8 protein-coding genes are annotated in these 12,632 nt (G+C 58.5%); all 8 read right to left on the minus strand.

Going from position 1 to position 12,632, the window contains the following annotated elements:
• Positions 1 to 234: 234 nt before the first annotated feature.
• Positions 235 to 2,232, minus strand: a complete 1,998-nt coding sequence (locus AC1D1A_RS01490) for a fibronectin type III domain-containing protein (RefSeq protein WP_476946974.1) — start codon at positions 2,230 to 2,232, stop codon at positions 235 to 237.
• Positions 2,233 to 2,536: 304 nt separating this feature from the next.
• Positions 2,537 to 3,586: an XcbB/CpsF family capsular polysaccharide biosynthesis protein gene (locus tag AC1D1A_RS01495; RefSeq protein WP_476946975.1), complete on the minus strand. Its 1,050-nt coding sequence runs from the start codon at positions 3,584 to 3,586 to the stop codon at positions 2,537 to 2,539.
• Between the two features lie 30 nt (positions 3,587 to 3,616).
• Complete coding sequence (locus tag AC1D1A_RS01500; RefSeq protein ID WP_476946976.1) at positions 3,617 to 7,456, minus strand: CDP-glycerol glycerophosphotransferase family protein; 3,840 nt, start codon at positions 7,454 to 7,456, stop codon at positions 3,617 to 3,619.
• Between the two features lie 146 nt (positions 7,457 to 7,602).
• On the minus strand, positions 7,603 to 8,301 hold the full coding sequence (locus AC1D1A_RS01505) for a phosphocholine cytidylyltransferase family protein (protein WP_223916453.1): 699 nt from the start codon (positions 8,299 to 8,301) through the stop codon (positions 7,603 to 7,605).
• A 259-nt stretch (positions 8,302 to 8,560) separates the two neighbouring features.
• Positions 8,561 to 10,345: a TIGR03767 family metallophosphoesterase gene (locus AC1D1A_RS01510; RefSeq protein WP_476946977.1), complete on the minus strand. Its 1,785-nt coding sequence runs from the start codon at positions 10,343 to 10,345 to the stop codon at positions 8,561 to 8,563.
• 91 nt (positions 10,346 to 10,436) lie between these two features.
• Entirely contained in the window at positions 10,437 to 11,582 is a 1,146-nt protein-coding gene (gene wecB / locus AC1D1A_RS01515) for a non-hydrolyzing UDP-N-acetylglucosamine 2-epimerase (protein WP_476946978.1), read from the minus strand.
• A 50-nt stretch (positions 11,583 to 11,632) separates the two neighbouring features.
• Positions 11,633 to 11,959 carry a hypothetical protein gene (locus AC1D1A_RS01520; RefSeq protein ID WP_476946979.1) on the minus strand — a complete coding sequence of 109 codons (327 nt, stop codon included), beginning with the start codon at positions 11,957 to 11,959 and terminating at the stop codon, positions 11,633 to 11,635.
• Positions 11,960 to 12,028: 69 nt separating this feature from the next.
• Positions 12,029 to 12,604, minus strand: a complete 576-nt coding sequence (locus tag AC1D1A_RS01525; RefSeq protein WP_476946980.1) for a YdcF family protein — start codon at positions 12,602 to 12,604, stop codon at positions 12,029 to 12,031.
• Positions 12,605 to 12,632 lie beyond the last annotated feature (28 nt).

Consider the following 12,632-nt stretch of genomic DNA (forward strand, 5'->3'; position numbering starts at 1 on the left):
TGGTCTGCAGAACGGCCGACGGGGGTGGCTGGGAATATTCAAGGGCTGTAGTGGGATGATTCGCCACCGGGTTCTGGTTGGACTTGTAGCCTGACTGCTTTCGCGAAGGTGCTCCAGGAAGTACCCAGCCGCACCTCCATAGACTTCGTCGATTTCCTACAGAAACGCTCGGCCGGGATTTCTCCCAGCCGAGCGCCTGCACGAGCTACCCCATTTGACTTCAGCCGCCGAAGGCTAGGGCAGGCCGACCGTAGCAAACTGCATATTGTGGTCCGACGGAATCGTCCCGACATAGCTTCCGAGAGCGTCGATTTTGGCGACGTTCTCGTAGAGCGAGACTCTCATCTTCGATGTGAAAATGTAGTCAATGTATGCCCCACTGGTTCCGGGATCACCTTGGCGGACGACTCGCTCAAAGCCGTTCCAGCTGTTGACTCGTCGGTTCACCACCTTTTCAGCAGTGGCCGCACCACTCGGATACCAGCTCTTGTAAGTATTGCCTAGGGGATCCACGAGCCCCCGGCTTGTAATCACGTCGTAGGGGCCGTTGGAGGGCTCATTCCACTTGTTGGAATTCATATCGCTAACAAGGACGACCGGGAGAGCGCTTGTGTTCTTGCTCTTGATTGTGTCCATGACAGTTTGTGCCTGCAGCTTGCGGAGGTCGTTGGACGCGGCGTCCTTGCCGACCTCTAGGTGAGCATCCGCAAAAAACACATGCTTGCCAGTCGAGAGTTGCACTGCTTCGGCCCATGCAACGAAACGCGGGATGTCTGACGCTGCAGTCGCCGGAAGTTCCTTCGAACCGGACCTGATCAATTTAACAGTGTTGCCGTTGTAAAAGATCTTCGTCCCTGCCGAGGCGCCTTTATCGGCGTAAACACAGTTCGTGGGAAGCCTTGAGTCGACACAGTTGTTTCGGTCCGAATCGGAGAGCTTATACACACCGCCCGCTGCGTTCAGCCGGTCCCTAAGGTCTTCAAACTGTGTGTAGCCTCCCGGCCGATTGTCCATCCAAGTCTGAGAGGCCTCCTGAACGCCGATGATGTCCGGCATCTTGGAAATGATGGTCTGAACCACCGCGCCTCGACGGTTGGTCCACGGCGTTTCCTCGGGCATTCCATCGTTGCAGGTGAAGCAGTGCACGTTGAAGGACGCCACTGAGAGTGGTTTGGCAATTGCCGGCAACACGACAACGGCCGCGGTGGTTGCCTTCACAACGGCGGAGTAGGACGTGATACCGGTGCCGGTTGCCGAAATCACGCGGACCTGCGCATAGTAGGCCGTCGCCGGGGACAATCCCCGCATTTCGCCAGCCGCACTGGTAGAGGTCAGGTAGGACGCCGAAGTCATGTCAGCTTTGCTGCTCAGCGCGAGCCGATATTGCGGGGCGTTGGGAACCGCGCCCCAGGTGAAAGTCAACGTTGTAGTGCTTTGGGCTGTGGACTTCAGACCTGCCGGGGGAGCCGGAGGGGCAGCCAGTGTTCTCGCTATTACAGCGGAGGAATAGGCGGTGAGATCCCCGCCGGCCGAGTTCAAGGCTTTGACCTTGACGTAGTAGGCGGTTGACGGCGTCAATCCCCCGTACCCACCGGTCGTGCCGGAGGCGATGTTGCGGTAGAAAGGCGTACTCATGTCTGATTTCGTGGAGTACATGAGTCGATAGCCGACCGCTCCTGACACGGGGTTCCAAGCCATGGTCAGGTAGTTGGAAGTTTGCGATGTGGCCCTCAGTCCGGTGGGAGGAGCGGGCTGGGCAGGCAAGGTTTTGGCCACAACAGCAGCGGAGTAAGCGGTGAGGTCCGCACCCGTTGAGCTTAAGGCTTTGACCTTAACGTAGTAGGTGGTTGCCGGGGTCAATCCTCCGTAGCCGCCGGTCGTGCCGGAAGCGATGTTGCGGTAGAAAGGCGTACTCATGTCGGACTTATTTGAATACATAAGCCGGTACCCGACCGCTCCGGTAACTGGGCTCCAGGACATGCTCAGGTAAGTGGACGTGGTCAGGGACGTGGACTTCAGCCCCGTGGGAGGTGCCGTCGCGGCGACAGCCCCCTGCGTCCCTACACCCAAAATAAGCACTAATGTCATGAGGATAGCGGCCGCACCCGATCTCGGGCGCCGTCCTGTTCGCAAACGCTTCAACATCTCAAACCCTTCCGTTGTGCCTATTTGGAGTGCAAGACTTCTGCCGCCGTCGAATGCCGTGGTGTGGGCCATCGCGGACCTCACCATCTATAAGGAATCGAGGCAACGCTTACACAGGGTACTTTCGGCAGGATTCGAAGTTTCGTTAGTAACCGAGGCTGGAAAGACGGCTTGCGCCGCAAACCTGGCGGCTGGCCTGTTCCGACGATGACTTTGCCGCATACGGTGGTCAGCGGAGTGACGGAGCCGGCGCGCCGTAGTCGAGCAGCTTCAAGATGCTGGTGGCAGCGCAAGGCGATACCAGTTCCGCACCAGGTCGAATGGGTGTCGCCAGAGTGGTCCGAGAGGCGAGCCCGAGCGGGCGGCATGAATTACATTTGAATTAGTGTTGTTAGTCGATCTGGTTCATCCCTGATCGGATCGGGATTCCGTACAAGTGCATATTCATAAGCGTCGTAGCTGTGTTTACAGTCCGCGGCCCAACATCAGGATGATCTTTGATTTCAGGGTTTCGGGAATTGAAAAATGAAATATGGTCGAGGAGTGGACGCACCAGAATATCCGATATGTATACGAACTGCGGTGAGAAGTCTGAACATATAACAGACCAGCGACTGTAGGTGCCCGAAACTCTGGCGCCACCATCGACTACGGTATTGATCAGTTCTCGGAAAACACTTTGCTTTGAAGCAGGAAAAATGCCACCGGTTGTGAAATGCGAATCGCGGTGTTGCTCTTCGTAGTAAGCGTCGGACACGATCGGATCGACTGCAACGCAACGGTATCCGCCTTTGAGGGCGTGATAAAGGGCGCCGGTTCCGCCCTTGGATACGCCGTACAGAACGACTGAATCGTGGCCTATTTTGTGCTGATTGACCACGGAGGTCAAGAGTCGTTGGATTGCCGAAACATTGTCCCGCAGATATGACGTGTTCAAGTAAAAAGCGCCCGCAACCCCGCCGAGGTCTGCGATTCGAAGCACTGCGGTGTCGCTCGGCAGGTACTTCTGGACAGTCGGAAAATTCTGCATGAAGTGACGCATGAGACTGGTTGTATACATGTTCGAATGAATGGACGAAAAGACAACAAACAGGCGCTTTGGCGCTAGGCCGGAAGCGGGCGGTGTGTACGAGTAGACGACACCGTCCTCAGTGATGCTGTATTCGCCGTCCTTCACTTTTAGCCATAGGCCCGGCACGCGGTCATACCTTACGAGACGAGTGGCATTGTCCTTCGTGACGTACGAATGAAAACCATGTTTCGTAAGGCCCACCAGGGTGGACTTTGCCTCCGGGATCTTCCTCGCCAGACGGATGAGGTTCATGTCCTCTGGATGACCCTCCGCCAGCGCCACGTGGACAAACTTCGTATTATCGCCGATCTCGCGGGCGGTGGCTTCCCACGGGTTGTCGTAGGAAATTTTGATGACGGCGTCACTCATGATGCTTCCAGTCTGCTCGGTGTACCACCGTCACGCGGTAGTTGTCAGGGCCAGAGGAACGATAGCAGACGCGGATACGTCCAGGTCGTTTTCGCTGGGCAGTGCGGATGCCATGAACTGGGCGTGTGCCTCCTGCTGATACTTCGAAATATCAAAGACTCGTTGGGGGACGCCGCCGTCCGTGTACGTGGTCAGTCCCTTAGTCAAACCTTCCACCGAATTTTCGACTAGGAGGCCGTAACCGTCCTGAAGAACGTACTTTGCGCCGATGATGTCTGTAGAGATGATGGGCTTCTTCAGCGTCAAGGCTTCCAGGAGCACCATGGGCTGTCCCTCGTGGTTGGAGGACAGCACGAAGCAATCGGCACGCGCGAGAGCCGGGAAGGGATTGCTTCGTAGACCGGCGAGGAAGACGCTGTCTCTCATGTCGAGGTCCGCTATGAGTCGTTCGAGCGTTGGCCGGAGTGGTCCGTCCCCTAGAATCACCAGGCGACTGGTCGGGCTTACGTTATGGAACTGGTGGAAGGCGCGGATCAGCTTTTCATGATCCTTTTCCGGGGACATTCTGCCCATGGTAATAAAGGTTTCGAAGTGCGGGGAAAACCAGGCTAGAAGGTCTTCGTCTAAGTCTCCATCGGCTAATTCGAGTGTTTTCGACGGATTTATTTGGTTTACTGCATGCACGAACTTGTGGTCTTCTAGAGATAAAAGAGATCCGAGATGATCGCGGTTTTCCTCGCTGATAACTTCGGAAACTGAAGTGAGAGCATCATATGAAGGGTATATGCGGAAGATGGCTTCAAGGTGCGGAAATCTACCCAACCATTCACTACGCATATCGTTGTGCAAGAAAGCTACTCGACGAGAAGGTTCCGGAGCGGCCGCCATGACTGCAGTCCAGAATGTTGAATAGCCCTCAAATTCTATTACCGAGGTGAATTTATGGGATCCAAAGATCCTGGTAAATTCCCGTTCAAATGCTCGCCGATAAATTTTCATCTGCTCATCATTTGTAAAAATCCGGTGCTTGTTGAGGCGGTCGACGACCCATTTCTCCTCTGGCGTGAAGAGTTGCCGGCCGACCCTGCCGATGACGCGCACATTTGCGGGGATCTCCTCGAACTTCTCCACTCTTTCCGGATGGGCAGCGGTGTCGTCTGCTGGGACAACGACTGTGACGTCGTATTCGTCGGTGTCGATGTGGCTTAGTAGGTTTAGCAACGACGAGGTTATTCCGTTCGGAATGAAGCTGTGGTGGAACAGGATGGATTTCTTGGCCTGCGTCTGTCGTATCAGCTGATGCGAATCATCACCGAAGAAGAAGAAATCTACGGCTCGTTCGGACGCCCGGCCGTCTTCGCGCGGACAGTAGTTCTCGAGTAGATCGGAATGCGCACCCTCTCGTACGCCATTCGATATTTGCTGGGAGACAGTCTCAATAAGCTCGTCTATGTTGTTGGCGGTCGGGAGACCCAGCGTGCTGGGATCTATGTACAGACCGCGTTCCGTCTTGTACTCATCGAGGTCGTAGGTGTACATGGTTACGGGTTTGCCCGTAGGAAGGAAGTCAAAGACAATGCTTGAGTAATCAGTGATGAGGACGTCGACGACTGCCAGGAGTTCGTTAGTCTCGATAGAATCCGGCGCGATCGTTACGCTCAGATTTGCTCCGGACAGAAGCTCCTGCGTTCTGTGATGGGCGCGGAAGATTACGTTGCAGTCCAAGGCTGCAAGCTTTGACAGATCGGATGTGAGCCGCTCCAAATCGAAATGCGTACTGTCCAATCCCCCCCGCCAGGTGGGGGCGTACAGAACCACCGGTCGCCGATCTGCTGCACGGATTCCAAGCGTCTGCTTCAAATTGATGCGCGTTGCCTCCGATGCGTTGAGGGTTCTGTCGACCCGCGGGTAGCCGGTAACCGCAACGCTCCCGGACATCATGGTGTCCACATCGTAGCGACGCGTCAAGACGTCGGCCGTGAACTGATTTCCAGCCAGAATGTGAGTTGCGTGCAGGAAGTTCCTCGCCACGTTCTTGTGTTCAAGGAATCCTGTCCCGATGTCCTTGCCGAGGGTCTTTAGAGGCGTGCCGTGCCACGTGTTCAGATATTGCTGGCCGGGACGAGCTACAAAAAATGCGGGGAAGGTGACGTTGTTAATGAGATATTTTGCGGTCGCAAGGTGCCGTCTGTAGCCTGCACTGTTACGTCTGATGATTGCGACGTTGCGGTGTTTCCTGATGGCGTCCGGTACATGAGTTTTGTCATTGGCAACCCACACGTGGAGATAGCCATCAAATTCCGCACGTCGGGAAAGCTCCTCGAAAATCGCCAACGGATTGCAACTGACGGAATCCCCGTGGAAGCTTTCGTAGAGAATGACGTTTTCCCTAAGCGGCACACTTTCCCGCCATGAGGTGTAGTACATGACGTCTCGGAGCCCTCTATCTTTCCGGTACGCCGTCGTGTCGACCCCGTGGGCATCGTCGAATACTCTAGTCATGCGAAAACTTGCTGCCGCTGCCTTGAAGTCTTTGGCAAGTGTCAGAGCATAACCAAGCTTGTAGTACCAGTCCGCAAGCACTTCATTGCTGCGATCGATGGCTGCTTGGTATGCGGTTGCGGCTTGTCGGTGCAGGCCCAGGGACGCAGCTTTCTCTGCCACGCTGAAGCTGATCTGAGGAGATGGATTGCAAAGAGCCAGCGCTAGGGCCTCGGCGATGTACCTTTGCGCGTAACCTGAAGGTTTAGTTTCAGCAGTGCCGCGGGAGCCGGCGTCGATTAATTCAGGCTTTGCTTTTAGGTGGGCTTGGCAGGCCTCCTCATAGCGTTCCAGGCGCTCAAGCACGAATCCGAGACGGTAAGACCAATATGGTGAAGGTGCCGGGCCGGCGGTCAGGCCATATGCATATGCTTCGGCAGCTTTTGCCCACTGCCCCAAACGCTCATAAACGAAGCCGCGTCGATAGTGCCACGAGGTCTCAGTGATGTCCAGAGCCGTTGCCTGGCGGTACATCTCTGCCGAGGCTTCCCAGTCATAGCATTTTTCGAGCGCCAGCGCTGCACGATACGAAAGCGCCGCGTTCCGTGGCTGTCGGGCAAATTCTCGAGTGTACGCACCGGCCGCCCCCGCCCAGTCTCCACGCTGTTGGTAGAAGACTCCAACTCCGAAAGCGGCAGCACCGAGTTTCTTGTCGAGTGTGACAGACTTGGCGAAAAGCGCCTCCGCCGCCTCCAAATCGCCTATTCGCGACCTGCAGTAGCCCTCCCTGAAATGCACATCGGCGCTGCGAGGATCGAGACGGTTGGCTTCGCCATATGCTTCAGCGGCTTGCTCAAAACGGTTCATGGCCTGGCACGCCTCGCCAAGTCTAATTTGCCACAAGGCACTTCCACCATGGAGTTTGAGACCCGCTTCAAGCGCTTGGATTTCTTGCCAGCGCTGGCCGGAGCGTCTGTGTTCGTCTGCGAGAGCTGAGTGATCAACAGGAGCACAGTTAGATTCGGAGGCGGCAGGGTTGCCTGTCACTGCGTCGGCTCGCCCGCGTTGTACGGGTTCGGGCGCTGCTGTACTCGAATCTGCAGTTGGCTTCGCTGCGGCGGCAGTGAAGCCTGGTGCGCTACGCAGAAGCGCAAGTCGTTCCCGCCAGCGTTTGTTGTCCGGCTCCATGGCGAGGGCCTCTTCGAGAAGCGTTTCGGCCTCCTGCATCGCGCCGAGCTGAAGCATGGCTAGTCCGTAGTGGAAGACGACGGCACTGTCTCCGCCACACCCGTTGTGATAGAGATCTCGGTATCCTTCGAGGGCGGCCGGCCAATCTCCGGCTCTCTCAAAATGGCGCGCGGCAGCGAACGCGGCTTCCCAGGTACTCATTGAATCTCCGTAGCGGTTTCCAGCACTGACAGTCGGCTGTGTGGTTTCGGTCGTAATTAACCCACCGCGTGGCTGGAGAAACCAGCCACGCGGTTCGGATCAGTTTCGCGGCACCGTTGACGCGCAGGATAGTTGGGTTATCTGTCTCAGAGGCTGGCGTTGGCGCGGACCAGGTCGTCCGGGAAATCGACCTCCACGGCGTAGAACTCGCTGATGTCCACAGGGGTCCACTTGACGTCGTCCTGCTTGATGGTAAGTTCGATGGCTCCCTCGAAGTAATCCTGATCGTCGACTTCAATCAGTCGCTTGAGGAACTTCTTCTTATCCTTGGAGCTAACGTAGTTGATGCCGACAGCCTCGCCTTGGGCGACATCTGCCGGCACCCTCTTGGAGAGTTCGAGGATCTTGCCATCTGAGTCGGTGGTGTACTTCACTTCCTCGTCGGAAACCGAGGAGACATCAACTGTGATGAAAGATTCATCGCGCTTGATGTACGGGTCCAACATTTCCAGAATGTCCGGGTCGAATACGACGTCGCCGTTCATCCAGAGCACGCCGCCCTTGGCGGAGTTGCGGATCGCCTTCAAGAGGCTCTTCGAGGTATTGGTCTGGTCAAAGTTTTCGTTGTACACAAACGACGCATTGGGAACGTGCTCGAGGATCATCTCAAGCTTGAAGCCCACAGCCACGGTGAGTCGCAGCCTCTTGCCGAATTTATTCTGCAAGTTCTGGACCTGCTGGTGCATGATGGTCCGGCCATCACTGAGCTCGGTCATTGGCTTCGGATGAGGGCGCGCCAGCCGTGTTCCCATTCCGGCGGCAAGAATTACGGCCTGGACTTTCATATGTTTATTCCTCTTCTACGAGCGATCCTGGTGGCGGGAGCGGCGAGCCATTGCATCGCTAGAGTTCGCCCCAGGACCGTAAGGACGGGCCAGAGGGCGCTTCCCCCGCGTCCAAGCATAAGGGTTCAGCCACGGGACGCCCAATGATGCTGGTTACCGCACGTTAAGCGTGTGTTAACTCTCCCGTGGTGCCTCCGCCCGCCGGCTCTGTAACCCGGGTTTGCGGGCCCGGGCCGGGTCGGCCGACGGGGCAGGGGCGTTAGAAGGGTTTTCGCACTATCAAATCGACGTTCTGGTCGATGTCGCGTCCCAGCATTCTCTCCCGGTCAAGGCCGGGCCGATTGCCCGAAAGCTCGAGGCTCAGTGCCGCCAGGGACGGTGCAGACTGGGGTCCTTCATGGATGACGCTTTCCGGGGATGAATGATCCACCAAGGTGGCCGCAATAGAGAGAGTCCCGTCGCCGTTGTCCAGGAGTTCAATAATTCTTGACTGTTGTGGATAGTCAATGAGGGACGCCGTCGTGATTTCCCAAAATCCGCCGGTTTCGTATTTCGCCTTGTGAGGGGTGACCCTGTGCCTGTGTATGTGGCCGTTCATCCACGCGACCACATTGGGAAAACGGGAAATGAGCTCCAAGACAGCGGGCCGGTTCAACGGCTGTGGTCCGCTGGCGGACGAGGGCTCATCCTTCTCAAAGGAGGACAGCGGATGGTGGCTGAACAACATGACAAGACGATCTTTGGCATCCGACTTGGTGAGCTTGCCCTTTGCGCTGTAGTAGCTCTGGGATACGCGCCGAAGTTGGTCTTCCAGCCACTCCGCCTGGCTGGCGTCCAGCGCCGCTTTTATGGTCCCGTCTGGACTGGCGGTGTTTAGCATAATGCCCATGACATCTGGTGAAATGTCGAAGGTGTAGTACGGGGCGATGCTGGATCTGCCGCCGAGGTCGGACCATGAATGGGACTGGGCTGCATTCGCCGGTAAAGCATTGACAAATTCAGCCTTGCTGAACGGGCGGCGGAGCGTGGACGAGCGCACCGGGCGGGACGGCATCGACTCGATGAGAGACCTGCGTTCGCTGCCACTGGCACCGTCGACAATATTCCAAAATTCCGAGGTGTCCATGCCATGGGGCAGCCTGATCGGAAGACGGTTGCCGACTCTGAGAGCGTCGACGAATTCGTTCTTCGGCGAAACGAACGATCGTCCGGATTCATCGTGATTGCCGAAGCCGATATACCAGGGGAAGTTCGCCCCTTCCGCTGCTATCGGCTCGACTGCGGCCGCTAGGAGTCCGGGAACCGTGGGGTAGCCATGAAGCGTTTTCCAGTCGTCTGGGGGTAACAACGACGTTTCGGGTTCGGGATGCCAGATGCTCTTGGACAGATCGAGAGGGGCCGGTCCGTCATCCTGAACACCCTGGTAACCGCCACCCGGGTGAGAGGTCACCCGACGGCCTTCGAATACACCGATTGCTGCCGACAGTTCACTGACGGCATAAGCGTTCGTGAGGTCCCCCGTGGTCACGAGACAGTCCAAAGACCGTTTACAAATGGGGCCTCGCCGGACGGCGTTAAGTTTCCGAATTGTGGCGTCTAACACGTGGACGGTGAAAAGGTCTTGTGGTCGAAACCGCGTTGAGCTGGGAAATTCATCCGAGAAGTCGTAGTACTGCCAAAGAAACGTCAGCCGACCCGGGTTGGCTGCATCGAGCACATGCGTGTCGGTCAAGTGGCCGAAAGTGGCCAGCGCTGTGCGGTGGGTTTCCAGGGTGCTTTTCCGGGTCGACAATTCTTCCCGTAATACTGTCTGAGCGGCCGGCCCCCATGAGAGTCGGCGGTACGGCAGATTCTGCACACGCAGAGGCCCGAAAGTGACTGTGGCGTCCAAAGTTGTTAGCGGTACGGCAAGGTCCAGCTTCGCGGGAAGTGTCCCTGGCGCCTCCGGTGGCAACACGCCTGTCGACTCGGACAGTGCCAGAACGGTGGTCCCGATGGCGGCAGTGGCCGCCCAGCGAATTGCGTCACGTCGTGATGGTTGCATCCTGCCCCGCTATTGCACTTGTCAATATAGCCTTTACTCGCCCGAAGGCACACGTTGGACCGGACCAGTTCGTCCGGCAATACGGCACCGCCTAGGCGCCGTCGAATTCGCCAATCCGGGACCCCACGCCCACCAGTTCTTCGATGGCTGCGACGGTGCGCGCGGCGGCGTTGCCGTCCCCATACGGGTTCACGGCGTTGGCCATCGCGGCGAAGTGCCCCTGATCGTGGATCAGCCGGGACACTTCGGAAACTATCCGTTCCTCGTCGGTGCCGATCAGCAGCACCGTCCCCGCATCCACGGCCTCGGGCCGCTCGGTGTTTTCCCGCATCACCAGGACCGGTTTGCCCAGGCTTGGGGCTTCTTCCTGGACGCCGCCCGAATCCGTCAACACAACGTGGGCAACGGACAGCAGGCGGGTGAACTCGCCGTAGGCCAGCGGTTCGGTGACGAGCACGTTGGGTTTGCCGTCCAGCGCGGGCAGCACCGCCTCGCGCACCACCGGGTTCTTGTGCGCGGGAAGGACAATCGTCAGTTCCGGCTCGGCATCGGCGATCCGGGCCAGCGCGCGTCCCATATTGCGCATGGCATCGCCCTGGTTTTCGCGGCGGTGGGTGGTCACCAGCAGGATTCGGCGGCCGCTGGTGGCCAGCTCTTCCAGCCTGGGGTCCGTGAAGGGGAGTTGCTTGTCCACCGTGGCCAGAAGGGCATCAATCACCGTGTTGCCGGTCACGACGATGTCTTCCGGGCTGACGCCTTCCCGCAACAGGTTTTCCCTGCTGGTGGAGGTGGGGGCCAGATGCAGGCGGGCGATCTGGCTGGTGATCTTGCGGTTGGCTTCTTCGGGAAACGGCGAGAGCAGGTCTCCGCTGCGCAGCCCGGCTTCGACGTGCACCACGGGGATGCCGTGGTAGAAGGCCGCGATGGCGGCGGCCGTGGACGTGGTGGTATCGCCCTGGACCACGACGGCGTCCGGCCTCGACCCGGCAAAGAGTGTCTCCAGGCCGTCGATGGTGCGCGTCATGATGGCGGACAAGGTCTGGCCCTGCCGCAGGATATTGAGGTCGTGGTCCGGGACGATGCCGAACAGTTCGTTGACCTGGTCCAGCATCTCGCGGTGCTGGCCGGTGACCGTCACGATGCAGTCGAAGTGCGCGGACTCCTGCAGGGCGCTGACGATCGGGGCCATCTTGATGGCTTCCGGCCTGGTTCCAAAGATCGGCATGATGCTGTGCATGGACTATCCCCCAAAAGGTTGGTTGTGGTGTAACGGCTGGCCGGGCGGGTTCAGCCCAGCAGCAACAAGGCGATCACGAGGGCCGGGACGCTGACCACCACGACCAGAACGGCAATCAGTGCCGTAAGGCGCTTGCGGCGGTAGGCCATTTCTTCGTCGGTGGGGTCCAGTTCGGCGGCCCGCTTGGCCGAGGCTGGACGATCCCGGGGCGATGCTTCTTCGGCCGCCCGTTCACGCGCTGCGCGGCCTGCGGACAGCGGAAGCGGCTCGGCGTCCGGGACCAGGAGTGTATCTGGAATGTCCTCGTGCAGGCGGCGCCGGCGCAAGTGCCGCGGTGCTGCGGTCAGTGGGGGAGCGCCGTCGGCAGGGTTCTCCAACGTATCGTCCTCCTCAGTTCAATGAATCGTCCGGCTTCGACCTGACGGCTTCAATTCTTACATTTTCGCTCACTGATTGGCGCATTCCGGCCGCAAGGAAGCGTCGATCAGTCCTCCGGTTTCGATCACAAACCGCCGCAGCCATTGGGTCAAATCCAGGTCCGGATGTGAGGCAATCATCTGTACGTCCGCCGTCGTGCACTGGCCAATCAGGCGCCCCGCGCGGGTGAGGTGATAACTGGACGTCACTACGGTGACGGACTTCCAGCCGTTGGCCTTGACCAGGCCGGAGATTGCCAGTGCTTCGCCGCGGGTGTCCAGGTCCGGGGGGCGGAAGCAGATGACGGCCGCGTTGGGGAAGGCGGCCGAATTGCACGCCTCATCCGCCGCCCGGTTGCCGAACGTGTCCGTGTGCGAGATCACGAGGACCGGAACGTGGAAATCGGCCTGGAACTGGCGCGCCACCGGCAGGCGTTCGGACGCCGCGCCGCCCAGCATGATGACGGCGTCCGTCCGGTGCACGCTGAGCGGGTCCACGTTGACGAACAGTTGGAGGGCGATGATCAGCCACAGCAGGAGACCTCCGACGGCGACGGCGAGCACCCTGCGGGTGGCGGTATTCACCGCGGCAACGGAAGGAAGCACGGCTAAGAGTTTGGCACGCGGTATTCAG

It is taken from the genome of Arthrobacter sp. P1_B9, from assembly GCF_056406495.1.

Bases quoted from the DNA above. Each gene is read 5' to 3' on its own strand.
- AC1D1A_RS01510 (WP_476946977.1), bottom strand. From the start codon at position 10,345: ATGCAACCATCACGACGTGACGCAATTCGCTGGGCGGCCACTGCCGCC.
- wecB (WP_476946978.1), bottom strand. From the start codon at position 11,582: ATGCACAGCATCATGCCGATCTTTGGAACCAGGCCGGAAGCCATCAAG.
- AC1D1A_RS01495 (WP_476946975.1), bottom strand. From the start codon at position 3,586: ATGAGTGACGCCGTCATCAAAATTTCCTACGACAACCCGTGGGAAGCC.
- AC1D1A_RS01505 (WP_223916453.1), bottom strand. From the start codon at position 8,301: ATGAAAGTCCAGGCCGTAATTCTTGCCGCCGGAATGGGAACACGGCTG.
- AC1D1A_RS01500 (WP_476946976.1), bottom strand. From the start codon at position 7,456: ATGAGTACCTGGGAAGCCGCGTTCGCTGCCGCGCGCCATTTTGAGAGA.
- AC1D1A_RS01490 (WP_476946974.1), bottom strand. From the start codon at position 2,232: ATGGTGAGGTCCGCGATGGCCCACACCACGGCATTCGACGGCGGCAGA.